Annotated in this window: 11 protein-coding genes and 2 pseudogenes; 2 read left to right on the top strand and 11 right to left on the bottom strand. The window is 40.7% G+C overall.

What is annotated here, in order from left to right:
- Position 1: 1 nt before the first annotated feature.
- The 9 genes and pseudogenes from ACWIWK_RS01785 to ACWIWK_RS01745 form a co-directional block, all read right to left on the bottom strand.
- Positions 2 to 1,165 carry a restriction endonuclease gene (locus ACWIWK_RS01785; protein ID WP_454150290.1) on the bottom strand — a complete coding sequence of 388 codons (1,164 nt, stop codon included), beginning with the start codon at positions 1,163 to 1,165 and terminating at the stop codon, positions 2 to 4.
- Positions 1,162 to 2,112: a DNA (cytosine-5-)-methyltransferase gene (dcm, locus tag ACWIWK_RS01780; RefSeq protein WP_454150289.1), complete on the bottom strand. Its 951-nt coding sequence runs from the start codon at positions 2,110 to 2,112 to the stop codon at positions 1,162 to 1,164. Before dcm ends, ACWIWK_RS01785 begins: the two co-directional genes overlap by 4 nt.
- A 33-nt stretch (positions 2,113 to 2,145) precedes the next feature.
- Positions 2,146 to 2,952, bottom strand: a complete 807-nt coding sequence (locus ACWIWK_RS01775) for a DNA-methyltransferase (protein ID WP_454152001.1) — start codon at positions 2,950 to 2,952, stop codon at positions 2,146 to 2,148.
- Between the two features lie 397 nt (positions 2,953 to 3,349).
- Positions 3,350 to 4,357 (bottom strand): nickel ABC transporter permease subunit NikC, encoded by a 1,008-nt coding sequence (gene nikC, locus ACWIWK_RS01770; RefSeq protein WP_454150287.1) that lies wholly within the window; start codon positions 4,355 to 4,357, stop codon positions 3,350 to 3,352.
- A gap of 44 nt (positions 4,358 to 4,401) precedes the next feature.
- Positions 4,402 to 5,304 carry a DNA-methyltransferase gene (locus ACWIWK_RS01765; protein ID WP_454150286.1) on the bottom strand — a complete coding sequence of 301 codons (903 nt, stop codon included), beginning with the start codon at positions 5,302 to 5,304 and terminating at the stop codon, positions 4,402 to 4,404.
- Positions 5,301 to 6,197, bottom strand: coding sequence for a HindIII family type II restriction endonuclease (locus tag ACWIWK_RS01760; RefSeq protein WP_454150285.1), 897 nt, complete (start codon positions 6,195 to 6,197; stop codon positions 5,301 to 5,303). Before ACWIWK_RS01760 ends, ACWIWK_RS01765 begins: the two co-directional genes overlap by 4 nt.
- Positions 6,198 to 6,296: 99 nt before the next feature.
- Positions 6,297 to 7,658 carry a hypothetical protein gene (locus ACWIWK_RS01755; RefSeq protein ID WP_454150283.1) on the bottom strand — a complete coding sequence of 454 codons (1,362 nt, stop codon included), beginning with the start codon at positions 7,656 to 7,658 and terminating at the stop codon, positions 6,297 to 6,299.
- A 53-nt stretch (positions 7,659 to 7,711) separates the two neighbouring features.
- Positions 7,712 to 8,439 (bottom strand): annotated as a pseudogene (locus ACWIWK_RS01750) (IS1595 family transposase).
- 95 nt (positions 8,440 to 8,534) lie between these two features.
- The gene (locus tag ACWIWK_RS01745; protein ID WP_454150281.1) at positions 8,535 to 9,470 is read right to left on the bottom strand and encodes an ABC transporter permease subunit; all 936 of its coding nucleotides are present in this window, start codon (positions 9,468 to 9,470) and stop codon (positions 8,535 to 8,537) included.
- A gap of 208 nt (positions 9,471 to 9,678) precedes the next feature.
- Between ACWIWK_RS01745 and ACWIWK_RS01740 the strand changes: the two genes are divergently transcribed.
- Together ACWIWK_RS01740 and ACWIWK_RS01735 are read left to right on the top strand one after the other, a co-directional pair.
- On the top strand, positions 9,679 to 10,041 hold the full coding sequence (locus ACWIWK_RS01740) for a hypothetical protein (RefSeq protein ID WP_454150280.1): 363 nt from the start codon (positions 9,679 to 9,681) through the stop codon (positions 10,039 to 10,041).
- A pseudogene (locus ACWIWK_RS01735) lies at positions 9,948 to 13,484 on the top strand (Eco57I restriction-modification methylase domain-containing protein); the annotation flags it as partial. The gene ACWIWK_RS01740 and the pseudogene ACWIWK_RS01735, both read left to right, overlap by 94 nt.
- A 986-nt stretch (positions 13,485 to 14,470) precedes the next feature.
- Here the strand turns inward: ACWIWK_RS01735 and ACWIWK_RS01730 are convergent.
- Both ACWIWK_RS01730 and ACWIWK_RS01725 read right to left on the bottom strand, forming a co-directional pair.
- The gene (locus ACWIWK_RS01730; RefSeq protein ID WP_454150279.1) at positions 14,471 to 16,378 is read right to left on the bottom strand and encodes an ABC transporter substrate-binding protein; all 1,908 of its coding nucleotides are present in this window, start codon (positions 16,376 to 16,378) and stop codon (positions 14,471 to 14,473) included.
- Positions 16,375 to 17,238, bottom strand: coding sequence for a prephenate dehydrogenase (locus ACWIWK_RS01725; RefSeq protein WP_454150277.1), 864 nt, complete (start codon positions 17,236 to 17,238; stop codon positions 16,375 to 16,377). The genes ACWIWK_RS01730 and ACWIWK_RS01725 overlap by 4 nt, the downstream gene beginning before the upstream one ends.
- Positions 17,239 to 17,307: the final 69 nt, after the last annotated feature.

Raw genomic sequence — 17,307 nt, 5'->3', positions numbered from 1 at the left:
TTTATCTTTTCTCTACGCTAATATCATTTGACACATTTTTAGATTCGATAAATTTTTGATACGAATCTAGCGGCATTATGTCAATGCGATAGACTTTTTCGCCTTGCAAACTCTCTTGCTTCTCAACCACCACGCTATCAAAGCCCAAATTTTCTAGCTTTTCTAGCGTGGCTAACTCACCTTGTTTTAGTTTCAAAATCTTTCGCAATAGCCAATTTGCTAGGGCAGAATTTGGATTACTCATTAACGCTTTTGCATTATCTTGACAGAGTTTTGCGCTCAAATTCTCGCCCAAAGGCGTTTGCAAAACAAAAGGCTCATCACGCGCTGGGAAAAAATGCGGATAAAGATTGTGAATCTCTTTTGGCACAGGGATATACACTTCATCAAAATTTCGTTCTCGCCCACTTGCATTCCATTGATTTAGCCCACTTTTTGTTGGCACATTTTTGACGCCTTTTGTGCTATATAATGGCAAAATTACAAAATCCACCCCTGCAATTTTGGGCTTAATTTGCTCGGCTGATAAAATTCTATCTTTTAGCAACAAAAGCATTTCAAAAGGATTTTCCACAATCTTAATATTGAGACTGCAAAAATCTTTTGGAATCTTAAATTTGCGTTGCAACACACTTTTTGAATGGTTGAAAAAATATTCATTTTGCCCATCGCTAAAAACAAGCGAAGTTTTAGAATGTTTGATATTTTGCAAGTTTGAAATGTTGATTTTGTCATAATCACTTTCAAAAAACACTAGCTCATTTTCACGCCTTGCGATGATATGATATAGCGAAGATTCGATGCCATACAAATCATTTGCGAGTTGCATTCGCGCATTGCGTAAAGTTGCTAGTTTCTCTGCTAAATCTCGTGAATCTTGAATGTTTTTTAATGTGTTTGAATCTTTATTAAACTCTGCGATTTTTTCTAGGCTTGAATCTTTTGGACAAAGAAAAGTTTTTAGTCCTATGCCAAGCGTATCAATTTTGGCGTCATAGGCGGTATCAGAGCGTGAGAGATTTTGCGCATCAAAGCAGGTGCAAAAAAGATTTTCCATAACACGATAATGCAAAAATGGCGCACTGCTTTCGCTAAAGAGCCTTGATAAGCTAGAGATAATTTCTAATGATTCGACATAATTTTTTTGGCTAAAAAATCTACTCATTGCAAAACCTCCAAAATCTTCTTTGAAATGCGCTCCACTAATGGCAAAGTAATCGAATTTCCCGCTTGAATGTAGAGTTTTGAATTTGGCAAGTTGGGGAGTTTAAAAGATTTTGGGTAGCCTTGAAAATTAAAGCATTCACGCGGGGTTAGTTTGCGAATCCCAAAATCATCTTTAATGATTGGCACATTATGCCCACCTGTGCCCATATTTGCAGTTAGCGTGGGGCAAAGATTTGATTTGTTTTCGCGCACATAGATTCGGCGGAGCTGATAAATCGTATCTTTTTTTACCACCGCTTCTTTAAGCCACGCGTAATACTGACTTTTTGGCGTATAGTAAAATTTGTCATCTTGTTTTTTGTAATCAATGCAATTATGAATGGTTTTTGTGAGTTTGATAGGCTTTGGAAAAGCAAATTTAACATACTTTGGCACTTGGGCTTTATCAAACGCCACGATAAAGATTCGCTCTCTGTTTTGTGGGATATTTGCGTGAGTAGCGGAGTTTAGCACTTCATCATAGATTGCATAGCCCAAATTTTGCAACGCTGTTTTGATAGTGGCAAAAGTCTGCCCTTTGTCGTGGTTTTTTAGGTTTTTGACATTTTCTAAAAAGATTACTTTTGGCTTGTGCTTTTTAGCGATTTTTTCAACCTCAAAAAATAGCGTCCCACGCGAATCTGCAAAGCCTTTTTGATACCCAGCCACGCTAAATGCTTGGCAGGGAAATCCAGCACATAACATATCAAAATTTTGTGGAATCGCGCGTTGCGTGCAATCTTGCGTAATGTCGCCAAAAAGTGGCGTGGTGGGGAAATTTAGCGCGTAAGTTTGTTGCGCGTTTTTGTCAATCTCACTTGCAAACACACATTGCGTTTTATCGCTTTGTGCCAATGCAAAATGAAATCCACCCACACCTGCAAATAAATCGATATATTGCTTCAATGCTTCGCCTTTGCTATTAAAATCAAACTGCGATTATAGCAAAGTTTGCCTTTGGATTGCTTGGCAATTTTTATCGTCTAACGCTACTTCCAATCCACAATCCAAATACTCCCCGTTTGCCTCACAGCCGATAAATTCTCGCCCTAATTCCTGCGCCACAAGGCTAGTAATGCCCGTGCCACTAAATAAATCCAACACCAAATCGCCCTCTTTGCTTGAAGCCTTTATCATTCGCTCTATCATTTCGCGGGGCTTTGGGGTTGGGTGATTTTGCTGGACTACTTTGCCATTGATTTTGTTTTTGTGTCGCTCACTTACGATTTCCCACACATCAGGGCAGAGCTTGCCATTTGGGTTTGGATACCACCTTTTGCCGTTTTTTAAGATTCCCTTTTTGCTCGCGTGGGCTATGCGTTGCGTAGAATGATATGGCAAACGAATACTCTCGCAATCAAAATAGTAATTTTTCGCGCTCATCGTGTAAAATAAAATACTCTCTTGGTTACTATTATATCGCCTCTTACTCGCACTTAGCCCATCTTTTTTATGCCAGCAGATGAAGTTTTGAAAATGTGCCTTGCCTTGCAAATAATGCAAAAATAGCGCGCAATTATAAGGTGTGTTAAAAATATAAAAACTGCCTGTGGGCTTTAGCTTTGGCAAAAGCGCGTCTATCCACGCATAGCTAAAATCTAAAAACGCACCTTGACTTGCAAAAGCATCCCAGCTAGCGACTTTTAGATTATAAGGCGGGTCGATGATAGCCAAATCCACGCAAGATTTTGGCAAAGAATCTAAAAAATCAAACACATCACCCAAAAATATCTTTCTCAAAGGCAAATTTTTGTCGTGGATTTTGTTGTGTTTGATTGATTTAGAGATAGTTTTTGTCATTTCCTGCCTTGCTACACTGCACTTTATAAAGTTGATTTTCTCGCAAAATGTAGATTATACCAAAGTAAAATCTATATGCCAAGAATGTGGATTGCCACAAATCTGCTTCGCTATTCTTTGTAGATTCTCGCAATGACAAATCACGGGTATTTTAAGCAAAATCATCGCCCCAGATTCTACACTGTGTAATTACAATCGAAGAAGTTGCGGTATGGCTGTGTAAGTTTTTTGGACTTTTTGGAATGTTAGCGGACTTGGTATCCGTGCATTCCGAAAAATCCAAAATCCTATCGCCATTGCATATCCAAATACAAATTACCTCAACCAACAATAAGCACAACGCCTAATGCCCATACACATTCACATCAAGATAGTCTCGCAAACTATCCCCCACGACATTGCACACCGCCACGCACACAAAAAGTGCTAGCCCGGGGTAGAGTAGCAACTCGGGGTTGCTCCACATATACTCCTTTGCCTCGCTTAGCATTACGCCCCATTCTGCCTGTGGGGCTTGCACGCCTAAGCCCAAAAACGAAAGCCCCGCAATATGGAGCATAAAATGCCCTATATCCATTGTGGCGAGGACTAGGCATTGGCTAAATATGGGGGTTAGCATATTGCGCTTGTAGCTTTGAGTCGCGCTCGCGCCATACACGCGAGAGAGCAGGACATATTCTTTGGATTTTAGGCTTAGCACCAGAGCGCGGACGATTCGCGCATACCACGCCCAATGCGTAAGTGCGATGGCGATGATGACATTTGCTAGCCCCGCGCCCAAAATAGCGATAAAGAGTAGCGATAAAATCGCTGTTGGCATACTTAGGAATATATCGCAGATGCGCATTATGGCGTTATCTATGCGCCCGCCTGCAAAACCCGCTAGAGAGCCTATGCCTATGCCAAGTGCCAACACAAGCGCGAGGATAAGCGCGACAGAGCAGAGCGAGAGCCTCGCGCCATAAATAAGCCTCGTATAAATATCGCGCCCCAAATAATCCGTGCCTAAAATATGCGCGCTTGAAGCGGGGGCTAAAATCGCGTCTAAATCCATCGCCTCAGGGGCATAGGGCGTAAAAAATGGCAAGATGAGTGCGCACGCGATAATGACTATAAGCGCGAAGAGGGCGCATCTGCCAAGTAGGGATAGTCTTTTTATGGATTTTGGGTGCGTGGGGTTTTTGGGGTTTGTGGATTTTGTGTGGAGGTTTTTGGGGTGGTGTGAAACTACGGCAGATTTTGTGGTGGGTTGGTGGGTTGGGTTGTCTGCGTAGTTTGCGTGCGTTTGGATTGCGTGGTGTGGATTTGTGTTTGCGAGATTGAGAGAATCTATGTCGCTAGATTTTGCCATTTTTTGCCTTTAAATTTTAAACTATGTTAATATATTATTGTGTATCAGGTTTCTAGAATCTCGATTCGTTTCAATACATTTTCATAATGCCTTGCATCAATTTCAAATCCTATATATTCACGATTAAGGTTTTTTGCTGCAAGCAGTGTTGTCCCGCACCCACAAAATGGGTCAAGCACGACTTGTCCTTCTTTTGTTACAAGCTTTATAAGCGTTTCCATAAGCGACAACGGTTTTTGTGTAGGGTGTAATCCACGGTCAGAATCTTTCGTTTTTACTTTCATTACATTTGAGCAAATCTCAATGCCTGTATTATCCATTTGAGATTTTTTAAGCTCTGTTTCATTAAATCCGCCAATATCATAATTTAGGATATTATCTGTGAGTGTTTGCCCGATTGGGTAGGGCTTCATAAACCAAAGTATAGGCTCAAAAAGTGGTCGCAAATTACCAATTTTCCACCCCTCCCATTTTTTTGCATTTGTTTTGTCATTGCGTCTATCAAACACACAAGAAACTCTTTGCGCTCTATATGCAGCAGCATTTTTTTCCCACGAAATCATATCTTTAAAGATAAATCCCGCATCTTCTAGGGCACATATACAGCGATGAGACATTCTCCTGCCTGCAAATACAAAGCAACTAGCTCCGGGCTTTAACACTCTTAGCCATTCTCCTGCCCATTTTAGACACCATTCATAATATTCTTTTGCAATGTTTTTGTCCGCTTCTGACCAGCCATTTAGTGGTTTGCCTCGACTTTTAAATACACTGCTTTTGCTTTGGGCTGGGCTTTTGCCTAGCAAGGCTGAATTTGTATTACTATGCAAGACATCCCATTTGTCATAGCTAATCCCATAAGGAATGTCTGAGAGAATCAAATGTACCGATTGCGTCTCAACGGTTTTTATAAGTTCTAATGAATCTCCAAGTTCAATTCTACTCATTTATCCATTGCTCCCAAAGATGAAATAAATGATTGTATAACAGAGATTTTTTCTTTGAGTTTTGTTTCTTTGATAAGCTCACCAATTGCTTGTTCTCTAGTGAGTTTTTTGATGCTCTCTATTTTGTCGTTACAATACGCAATTTCATCGCCACCCCTTTGGACTATCTCTGCCCTGTATTGCTTAATTTTTTGTGTAAAATCATCATTTGAAATGCCAAGTTTTTTTGCAACGATTTTATTTACTTTTGGTATGAAGCATTCCTTTGCACTTGCGACTTTTGATTCTCTAGCAAACATTTTTGAGCTATCCCAAATAGATTCTAAAGAGAGATTTTGTGTTTCAGCTACATTATTTTCAAGCAATATAGAAATATGTTCCCAAGACAACAAACAAACATTATTATCAAGGGCTAGTTTGTATATTTGGCTTTCTTCTTTTGGATATTGAAAATATGGCGAAACTAGGACTGCAAATTCGTGTTCGCTCCCACGCCAATTACTAAGCGTAGATACCTTGAAGTCTTTTTGATTTTTTGCTGTCCTACTTAAGCGAAAACACTTTGCATCTGCTACAAGACTATATCTATGAAATACGCTTTGTGCCACCACATCTGCGCTATCTGCTCTCTCTGTGATTGCCTTTGATTTTAGCCCCAGCATAGCAAACGCACGCGCAAGGACAATATCAGATGATTTTGAAAATAACTTTTCAGCTGATGAACTAGCTTGTATGCACTCAGGGATTGTGCCGATTTGCTTTAGGATAATTTTTATGTCTTTGTCTTGTAATTTATCAATGTATGTGTGAATGTGTTGAGATTGTTCTTTGAAGTTTTTTAGATTTTTATCGTTTGAAGTTTGTAATACCTCTTTAAGAAATTCATTAAACATTTAGCTATATCTCCAAATTTTATTTATAGTCTTATTTGCTTTTTGTTGCGTAAAATCATACTTTAAACTTTCTTTAGATTGACTTAAAATAGCAATGTTTTATTTTACATTTAAGACTTCTTTAAGGAAATTCTTTACTTCGCTTGGTGCTTTTGCTAATTTTTCCAAAATCTCAATCATAAACACATTTTCGTTTTTGTGTTTTTTTAAGGTATCGTTTGGATTTTGACTCGTTATTTCTACGAGATTTTCCATTAGCTTTTTGGCTAAATTTATATTATCTTGTGTTGCACTATCTTGCATTTCATCTATTTGTTTTTTGTAGCCTAAAAAGCTTCTAGCGAGCGTTTCTTTGTGTTTGTATTCCTCTTGTAGCCTTTTTGATTCGTTTCGCCTTTGTGTAGAAAAAATCGCTAGCCAAGCTAATGGAATATAAAAAGGCAATCTAACTAATATAGCACCTAAAATGACTAATGGTTCGTTTATTTTATCTGCAACTGCAAAAAAGCTCCAAAAAGCAATACCAACAATGCTAAGCATTGATACAATAAAAGTCGCATTCCAACCATAAATAGCCTTTGTATAGCTCTCTTTTGATTTTTCATACGAGCTAGCCAAACTTGCATTTGTGGCATTTTTTAATAGATTTTCTATTTCATCTTTCCAAACTTGTATTGCCTCTTTTTGTTTTTTATCATACTCATCAAGTTGATTTTGTCTATCTTTTATCTCTTGTTGCAATCCGCCCACTCTTTGTCCATTTTCCATAGCACCAAAGATTTTTATATAAAATTCATCAAGTTCTGTTAATTTTTGCGTAAAATTTATTGTTATATCGTTGAGGCTTTTATATGTGGCATTTATATCATTTTGAATATGTTCAAGTTCTGCTTTTACGGATATATCTTTGCCTTCTTGCTTGACAAAAAAATTATCACTAAATTTTTTAATCTCATTAAAACAAAGTTGTATTTCATTTTTTGTATTTTCAATTTGTTTTCTAATGCCATTTTCAGAATTTAAATCCTTTTCATAAGTTTGTATAGAATTAGAATCTTGTTTTACTTTATCTAATTTTAAGGCTTTGATAGATTGATTTATTGAGCTACTATACGCTTTTAATATGTCGTTTATATTTTGAAGTGCTCTCCCTTTTGCAATATCAAGGTTTCTATATTTATTCAAAATCATTAAACTAGAATCTAAAATGTCATTTAATGCCGTAATATTTTGAGTATCCCAAGTTGATATATTTGCAACTTCATTATAAAAACTTTGTGGCAACAAATCAGCGTCTATCAAATTGATTTGTGCCAATAAATATTTGAGGACTTTTTCAGCTCTTGCAAATTCTTGCATTTGATTCTCATCAAGTATTGTTCTATCAAAATTTTCAATATCTTTTTTAAGGTCATTAAGTCGTTGTTTTACTTCTGTGTCAAATTTTTCTGCTCTATTCATTTAGAATCACTCCAAAACGATAGTTTTCACAATAAAATTAGGCTCAAGACAACTTAAGCGGTTGTTTTTTTTATCATTTTTAGTAAGATTTTATACAAATCTTGTTGTTTAATTTGAGTATTATATCTAAATTCTGTTTCTTTTAAATGAAGCAAAAAATTCTCTTTTTTGATTCCTTTAAATTTGCTTAATCTATGTTTTGCATAACCCCAAAAATTCTCAATGCCATTTATGTGATTTCTACCTAACGCAAACTCATTTTTGCTATGTTTTACTCGATAATGTGCTTTTGCACCGAAATCTACTAATCCATCATAAGCCCCCCAACAATCGCTATAAAATTCTGTCTCATTCATATTGCTTAAATCTCGTATTATAGGCAAAAGCTCATCTGCCAAGCAATGTTTTACAATTTGGGTATAAACACAATTATTTCGTTTTAGCATACCTTCTGCTTGCAGTTGTAAGTCAAACAAAGCAAAAATATAGGTGTTTTTTTACCCGCTCCTCGCCCTCTTTTGTCTCTTACTCTTTTAGCACCCAAAATCTATATTAAAAACTTGCTTTCATCAACTTCAATTTCGCCATTTAATTTGGAATTTTTCTCACATTCTTTGGCGATTAAAATGCGGATTTGATTGATGATTTTATTGACACTTTTACGAAAAATGTTGCTTAATTTTGCAATTTTAACAGCTTTAATATCAAGACAAAAAAGTTTAAGAATCTCTCTTGTTTTTGCCTCTGAAATTCTTGAACGAATGATATATTTGTTTTTCATCGTGTGTATCATAACTTAAGACTCCTTTATTTGAGCTTAAGTTGTCTTGAGCCAAAAATTATACTGAATGTTTTTCATTGCGAGAATTGCAAAATCTACAAGTCCCGTGCCAATCTCCTATCCACCGCCATATACACAATGTCTATCACCGCGTTGCACACGACAAATACCGCGCTCATCACCACGAAAAAGCACTCGATTACGGGGTAGTCGTTGCTAGCGATTGCCTGTATGGCGTATAGTCCTATTCCGGGCAGAGCATAGATATTTTCCACCACCAACGCCACACCCAAAAGCTCGCCTAAGTGCATTCCCATAGCCGTGATGATGGGCAATGAAGCGTTATAAAATATATGCCTTACCGTGATTTCGCGCTCGGGGATTCCACGCAAGCGCGCATAGAGGATATGTCGCTCCTTAGCCACTTCGAGCATATTTGCACGCACTAGGCGCGTGTTTATGGCAAGCGACATTAGCGAGATACTTATCGCAGGCAGGATAAAGCCTTTTGCCCCTTCCTCTAGCCCAAGCGGTGCTAGCCAGCCCAAATGCAAGCTAAAAAAGAGCATTAGCAAAAACGCAAGCCAAAAATTTGGCATAGAAACCCCGATAAAGCAAAAAAACCGCACCACAAAATCTAGCGGCGTATCGGCAAATCTCGCGCTCAAAATCCCCAACACCACCGAGCCTAGCACCACGAGGGCGAGCCCTAAGCCCACAAGGACGAGCGTAACGGGCAAAAACTGCGCAAAATCGCTAGCCACGCTCCGCCCGCTCATATAGCTCGTGCCAAAATCTAGGCTAATCGCGCCTTTTAGCCACGCAATATATTGCACCAAAATGGGCTTATCAAGCCCAAAATCCGCGCGCAACTGCGCGGTAATCTCCGGCGTGGGCGGGAGCTGTGAAGCTAGCAAGTAGCTTGCCACAGGGTCGCTCCCGCAAGTCCGCAGTAGCACAAACACCACAAACGAGGTAACAAGCACGATAAGCGGGATAGATAAAAGTCGCAAGGCGATGAGTTTTTTCATTTGCAGTCGTCCTTATTAAATTATGTTGCGTTGATTTTATGTGATTTCGTGCTTTTGTAGGCATAATTTTATTATCACAAAATAAACATTGTTTTTGTCTCGCATTTTTTTAGTGCGCATTATGGTATAATCCCCGCTTACAAACCACGCATACAAATGCGCGTAATTTGCCGTTTTTGCTGTAATTTTCAATGTTTAAGGATTACTTTTGAGTGCGACAGATAATTTCTACTTTCTACAAAACAACCTTTTTACGCAATACGCCTTGCGCGTGGATTTTGTGCGCGATTTCCCCGCGCTTAAAGATGACGCGCAAGATGCCTTTGAGGCAATCGCCTCACTCTATGACGCACACAAATTTGCCAACCAAAACGAACATCAATTTGAAGATAGCTTTATCGCGGAAGTCGCGCAGATTTTGGGTTATCACTTTATCCGCCAAGAAGAGAAAATCATTCAAGGCAAGTTAGAGATTTTTTGCTCTTTGCCACGAATGAGGACAAAAAGGCGTATGAGTCTCTCCCAAAAGACTCCCGCAAAGCCACAAATGAGCATATCGCGCTCATTTTAGAATCAAAAGCCTACAATATCCCCATAGACACGGGCAAAATCAAAGACAATCCGCATTTCCAAATCCTGCGCTATCTCAACACTCTTAAATTAGATTTTGGTTTGCTTACCAACGGCAAATTATGGCGATTTTATGATAATTCCACGCCCACTTCCCAAAAAGTTTTCTACCAAGTGGATTTAGAATCTATCATTGCAAAGCACGATTTAGACGCATTTTTATACTTTTACTACATTTTTCGCGCCGATAGATTCGCCCCCAAACAATCGCCAAAAGATTTGCCAAAAGACTCGCAAGATTCACAAACAAAAACACAAAAATCCGCACCCATTTATGCGATTCTCTCCCGCAACGATGAGGCAAAAATCACACTAGAAGATGACTTGCAAAATATCATTTATGGGATAAATGGGGAGGATTCGCTCTTTGAGTTTATCGGGGAGCGGATTTTTAAGGCATTGCAAAATCAAAATGCACAAAATGAGATTTTTCGCTCCGCTCAAAATGACAAAGATTGCCACGATTTTGACAAGTCAAATTCTCGCAATGACAATGTGGCTTGTCATACTGATGGCGAAACCCGAAGTATCTCAAACACCACAAATAGAGATATTTCGGTTTCTGCGAAACCTCAATATGACAAAGAATATTCACAAAATCCCCAAGATTGCTTAAAAGAAATCTACGAAAATTCGCTTTATTTTATCTTTCGCCTACTTTTTATCGCGTATTTTGAGGATAAATTTAGCGATATTTTACACTCCCACAGATATTTCAATGCCAAAATCTCCCTAAACGCCCTGCATTCACGCCTAAAAGAGCAAAATACCCAAAATCCACAACATAGCCAAGATAGCAGTTTTGGCGGACTTGTCGAGCTAAGCGCGATTTTTAGAATGTATGACAAAGGCGAGCCAAATTATGATATGCCCGTGTTTAATGGTGGGTTGTTTGACAGCGACAAAACGCGCCTTTTGTCCCTCCCACGCCTTTTTAGCGATAGTGATTTAGCGCATATTTTAGGCAAATTTTTCTACTACGATGATGGGAAAAGCCTTTTCAAAAGAGATTACAAAACTTTAAGCGTAGCGCATTTAGGGACAATCTATGAGGGGTTACTCGGCTACTTTTTCGCCCTAGCCGATGAGGACTTACTCTATGTGAAATACGCCACAAAAGCCGACAAACAAAAAGAAGTCGAAACCTACATTGATAGATATGATTTTGCCGAATTGCAACGCCAAGAGAAGCTAAAAAAGCTAAAAATCATCGGCACTCCAAAGCTCTACACAAAAGGCAGCATTTATCTTAAAAATTCTAGCAACTCACGCAAATCCACAGCGAGTTTTTACACACCGCAAAGCATTACGCGCTTTTTAGTCGCCCAAAGTTTAGAGCAAAATCTCACCAATGAGAATATTTTGCATTTTAAGATTTTGGATAATGCCTGTGGGAGCGGACATTTCCTTATCGAATCCCTAAACCAAATCACCGCGTTAGTGTTAGCAGAGTTTGAAAAATTTGAAAGCCTAAAAGCACTCTATGAGCGCGAAAAGAGCGAGATTTGCGCCAATGCCACGCGCTACATACAAGGCTATGAAATCGATGAGGGCGATATATTAAAGCGATTATTGCTAAAACGCATAATTTACGGCGTGGATTTAAATCCTTTTAGCGTGGAGCTTACCAAGTTATCGCTGTGGATTGATAGCTTTATCTTTGGCACACCGCTTAGCTTTATCGAGCATCATATCAAATGTGGCAACGCGCTTATCGGTAGCACCATTGCGGAGTTTCGCGCACATTATGACACCAAAGACAAAGGGCTTTTTATCAATCACTTTTTAGAGGATTTTAGCGCGTTAGCCCAAGTCTTTGCCAAGTTAGATTCACTCAAAGACACTTCTGAATCTGAAGTTGTCGAGTCTAAACGCATTTATCATAATGAGATTTTGCCTACACTTAATAAGCTCAATCTCTATCTCAACTTTTTCACCGCGCAAAAATTCGCCACGCACTCCCAAGCCAAAGAATTCTCCACGCTAGATTCGCTAGAAAATCTAGTGAGCGAATCACAGGGCGACTACAAAGACGCCGCAGATTTCACCCGCGCAAAGGCAAAAGAATTTGCCTTTTTCAACTACGAAATCGAGTTCCCCGAGATTCGCAATGGCAAGTTTAATGGCTTTCAAGCCATCGTAGGCAATCCGCCGTGGGATAAAACCAAATTTAGCGATAATGACTTTTTCCCACAATTTAAAAGCGACTATCGCACACTAGGCAACTCCAAAAAGGCAGAATTTAAGGCAAATCAATTAGCCAAACCCTACATAAAAGCCCAATATGACGCGCAAAAACAAAGCACACAATCCACCAACGACTACTACAAAGCCCACTTCCCGCTAAACTCTGGCGAGGGCGATGGCAATCTCTTTCGTTTCTTTGTCGAGCGCAATTTAGCCCTTTTAGCACCAAATGCTTCCCTAAACTATGTCCTGCCAAGCGCACTTATGCTAGAAAAGGGCAGTTATAATTTACGCAAAGAGATTTTGACAAATTACACATTAAGCCTTTTTTATGCCTTTGAAAATAGAGAGGGGATTTTTAATGATGTGGATTCACGCTACAAATTCGCGCTTATGCAGGTTATCAACGCTCCCACGCCCAAAAATCACACCATACAAACAATGTTTTATAAAACAAATATTGATGAGATTTATAAACGACAGAATGTGATAAAGCTAAATTTAGCGCAGATTCGCGCATTAAGCCCCGCGCATTTGGCGTTGCAAGAAGTGCGAAGTAAGAGAGATTTAGAGATTTTGGGCAAGGCGTATCGCGTATTTGCTCCGCTTGATTCGCGCTATTTGGATTTTCGCCGTGAGCTTGATATGACAAACGATAAGGATTTATTTATCGAAGCGGATTTCTTACCCCCGCATTATCGCGTATTTTCTCATACCGACAAATTGTCTTGTCATACCGACTCCCCACTTTGTCATACTGAGGGCGAAGCCCGAAGTATCTCAAATACAAAACAACAAGAGAGATATTTCGCTAACGCTCAATATGACAAAGTGGATTCTTCGCTCAACTCTCGTTTCGCTCAGAATGACAATATGGGTGATTCGTGGCAATCCACAGATTCCCCCTCCCTTGCGAAGTTGTCGCCCTTTGATTCCCCCTCCCTTGCGGAGGGGGCTAGGGGGTGGGTAAATCCGTCATTGCGAGAATCGCAACGCGATTCGTGGCAATCTGCACGATTTTTGCCCCTTTTTGAAGGCAAAATGATTCATCAATTTAATGCCACATTTAGCACACCAAACTACTTTTTAGACAAAGACGCCTTTGATAATCGCCTAAAAAGCAAAGAAATCTACCGCTTAAAGCAAGATTTAGGCATTGATTCAAAAGAATATGCGCGACTTTTAGAATCGCTTTATAAGTCCGCTTGTCATTCTGAGCGAAGCGAAGAATCTCACTCCACCCGTCATTCTGAGCGAAGCGCGAAAGCGCGTAGCGAAGAATCCAAAAATAAAGGCGTGGATTTGCAAAATCCTTTGGATTCTTCGCTCACTTCGTTCGCTCAGAATGACAAAGACATAAATTGCCACGAATCTGCGACTTTTGACAAAGATTCGTTTGAATCTAGCCTTATCAAATTCGACAGAGCCTACTTTCGCCTCGCATTTCGCGCGATTGCGAGTGATACAAACGAGCGGACACTGATTTTTAGCCTTTTGCCAAAGGATTGCGGATTTGGGCATAGTATGTTTGCAAATAGCGCAAAAATCTACATTCTCGATTCAGGACAGATTCGCACAAGCGATATAAGCCATAGGCGAATCTGCTTTGCGCTAGGGATTTTTAACTCGCTAATCGTAGATTTTCTCGCACGGACGATGATTCAAATTAATGTAAGCAAAACTTATTTGGAAGCAATCCCACTGCCACAGCCAAGCGATGAGCAAATCAAAAGCGATGAAACCTACGCATTTATCGCAAGAAGCGCGTTAATATTGCAACTCTACAACGACAGCGCGGGACATTTCGCAGAATTAGCAAACGAATTTGGCGTCCAAAAAAGCGAAATCCCAAAAACGCAAAAACTCTATGACAGCCTAAAAGCACGGCTTGACATAAAGGTGGCAAAACTCTACGGGCTAGATTTGAGCGACTTTGCGCATATATTAGATTCATTTAAAGTCCTACACTCCAAACAACCCGCCTATATCGCCCTACTAAAATCCCTGTGGGAGTGAGTAGTTGCGGTGCGCTTGTGGGTTTTATGCTTGAATTCGTTACGCGAAGTATTTTTTAGATAAAATCGTGGTTTTCAAGCGTAGGGCGAGGGCGCATACCAATGCGTATGTAACCCAAGCCCTACGCAAAGAATCCGCGATTTTATGCCACAAAGACAAGCCCAAACCTACTCCCAAAACTCCCATACGGGAATCTCATAGCTTAGCCCGCTAACGCCCTCCACACCCTTAATCTGCGAGCGCGCTATCGCTTTGTTGCGCTCTATGGCGAGCGGGATATACACGCCACTTTGCAAAAGCAAATCCAACGCTTTGCGGGAGAGAATCTGCGCTTTTTGTGCGTTTGGCTCGGCGACTACGCGCAAGATAAGCGCGTCTATTTCATTTTTGTTTTCTAAGCCACTTTGCGCGATGAAATCCCCGTGTCCTGTGGGCGTGGTGTAGGAAACAAGCATTGAGAGAGGCTCATAGGGCGCGCCCCACGACTCGTTAAAGACTATATCAAACTCGCCATTTTTCTTGCGATTTTGAAGCATACTAGGCTCGAGCGCACGCAAAGAAAGCGCGATATGCGCGTGCTTTAGCTGGGATTGGAGGATTTGGGAGAGCATTTTTTGGCTGGGTTTATCGCCTGCGAATGCTATCTCTAGTGTTAGCGGGTTTGCCTGCGTGTAGCCCAAAGTAGCGAGAATCTCGCGTGCTTTTTGTAAGTTTTGGGCGTATTGTGCGGGGGGGAGATTTGTGGATTTTGGTTTAAATTCTGAATTTGGCGCATTGATATTTCGCGCCATTTTGGCGTTGTCATTTTGAGTTTGCGTAGCAAGCGAAAAATCTCTATTGTGGGAATCAACCCACCCCCTAACCCCCTCCGCAAGGGAGGGGGAAATATAGTGTTGCGACTCCGCAAAGGAGGGGGTATTTTTGGTTGGATTTTGTGGATTATGGATTGCCACGGTCGCCTTGCTCGCTTGTAATGACGGCGCAAAATCTGTGTAGAGAAAAATGCTGGTCGCAATGTCTGCTAGCGTGCCTTTTTCACTGCCATACACGGCGTTGATGAGCGTTGGTTTATCGATTGAGAGCGCGATAGCTTCGCGGAGTCTAGAATCGAGACGCGTGGAGTTTAGCATTAGGCTTAGCACAAACGCCTCCCCTCCCAAATACGCCTTGATTGCGTGGGTGTTTCCCGCAGTATTTTGCGACTCCCCCATAGAGTTTTGCGTTGGTTGCTCCATAGCCTCTTGGAAAATGCGCGTGGGAATCTCATCATACCCATAGAGCATATCCACCTGCCCTGCGCGCAACGCCGTCATTTTGGAAGTGGGCTCAAAAATCACCTTGATACGCACAAAATCATAATAAAATCCCCCGTCCTGCGCTAGTCGCTGTGCGTCCCAATAATGCGGATTTTTGGCAAACATATCATACGCCCCGAGCTTTGATTCTATTAGCATATACGCGCCCGTGCCGATGGGCTGTGGATTATGCTTTACTAAGTCCAAATCAGGCGGGAACGCTTTGGGTGCTAGGAAGCGATACGGGCGCACTAACGCTAGCTCGCTTAGCGTGGGCACATAAGGGGCGTTTAGCACGAGGCGCACGCCGTAGTCATCGAGCTTTTCTACGCGCTCTATGTGGCGGGCTAGCCCACTCCAAGAATGCCGTGCGCGGTTTTGCAAAATCGATGTAAAATTTAGCACCACCGCATCGGCGTTAAACTCCTCGCCATTTGAAAATCGCACGCCCTCACGCAAGCTAAAAGTGTAGATTTGCCCATCTTTATCCACGCTCCACGAAGTCGCTAGAGAGGGGATAATCTCGCCATTTTTACCCACGCGCACCAAGCCTTCATAAAGCAGATTTTGCGCAAACATCGCGTTTTTGTTGTAGCCTTGCGGGTTTAGCGCACCGACATTTTCTTTATATGCGATATTGAGGGTTTTTGTGTCTTGGGAGGGTTGAGAGAGATTTTGTGGTGTTGTATTACAACTTTGCACCACGACAAACACGGCAATACACGCAAATATCGCCAAAAAAGCATACACCAAGTATCGTTTTACATAGGGCAGATTCATATTACTTTTCCCACTTCATTTGCACTTCGCATAAATGCCTCTAATCCCTCCCAATCGTTGTTTTCAATAAGCGTTTTTGCCTTTTGTAATTCATTTTGAAAACTCGTTATAGAATCAAGTAGGTTTTGTGTGTTTTGCTTAAAAATATCACCCCACATTTGTGGTGAGCTCTTCGATAAACGCGTCATAGAGCGAAATCCCCCACCAATAAGGGCTAAAATCATTTGTGGATTCTCTTGCTTGAGCACGGCGTTTGCTAAAGAAAAGCTCACAATGTGAGGCATATGAGAAATAAGCGCGATATGCTTGTCGTGTGAAGTCGCGTCCATTTTGATAATTTTGCTCCCAATGCCTAAAAATATCTCTCGTGCCCGCTTTAACTGAATCTCTCCGCTTTTTTCACTATCTACGACAATCATAATCTTATTTTTAAAGAGATGTGGCAATGCCGCCTTTGGTCCATAAAATTCTGTCCCACTCATCGGGTGTGCGGCTACGAAGTTTTTACGAATGCTCTTAGGAACGCTATCAATGATTTTGCTCTTTGTCCCGCCCAAATCAATAATGGTGCAACTTGGCTTAATGTCCTTTGGCGTGAGAGTTCTTAGAATCTCACAAATCGCCTCCACAGGAGTGGCTAAAAATATAACATCACCCCCAGCCAAAAGCTCCTCTTTGCTAATGCACTCATCAACAAGCCCCAAAGAAAGTGCCTGCTGTGAGTGCATAGGACTTGCATCATAGCCCGCAACGCACGAAAAAATCCCAAGCTCTTTTAATGCTAATCCCATTGAGCCACCAATAAGCCCAAGCCCAATAATGCCAGCGTTTAAGCCACTTTGTAGCCTTTCTTCTTGCATTGCTTCCCCTTTATCGCTATTTTTGCTTGCAATACTAACAAAAAAACCATAAAAATACTCTATGTTTTT

Source organism: Helicobacter sp. 23-1048, from assembly GCF_053654545.1.
Note: the sequence above shows the minus strand (reverse complement) of the source record. Positions and strands in the feature narration are given on the sequence as shown.

What these genes read in the sequence shown, in the direction of transcription:
- ACWIWK_RS01785 (WP_454150290.1), bottom strand. Translation starts at nt 1,165, where the DNA reads ATGAGTAGATTTTTTAGCCAAAAAAATTATGTCGAATCATTAGAAATT.
- nikC (WP_454150287.1), bottom strand. Translation starts at nt 4,357, where the DNA reads ATGGCAAAATCTAGCGACATAGATTCTCTCAATCTCGCAAACACAAAT.
- ACWIWK_RS01765 (WP_454150286.1), bottom strand. Translation starts at nt 5,304, where the DNA reads ATGAGTAGAATTGAACTTGGAGATTCATTAGAACTTATAAAAACCGTT.
- ACWIWK_RS01760 (WP_454150285.1), bottom strand. Translation starts at nt 6,197, where the DNA reads ATGTTTAATGAATTTCTTAAAGAGGTATTACAAACTTCAAACGATAAA.
- ACWIWK_RS01755 (WP_454150283.1), bottom strand. Translation starts at nt 7,658, where the DNA reads ATGAATAGAGCAGAAAAATTTGACACAGAAGTAAAACAACGACTTAAT.
- ACWIWK_RS01745 (WP_454150281.1), bottom strand. Translation starts at nt 9,470, where the DNA reads ATGAAAAAACTCATCGCCTTGCGACTTTTATCTATCCCGCTTATCGTG.
- ACWIWK_RS01730 (WP_454150279.1), bottom strand. Translation starts at nt 16,378, where the DNA reads ATGAATCTGCCCTATGTAAAACGATACTTGGTGTATGCTTTTTTGGCG.
- ACWIWK_RS01725 (WP_454150277.1), bottom strand. Translation starts at nt 17,238, where the DNA reads ATGCAAGAAGAAAGGCTACAAAGTGGCTTAAACGCTGGCATTATTGGG.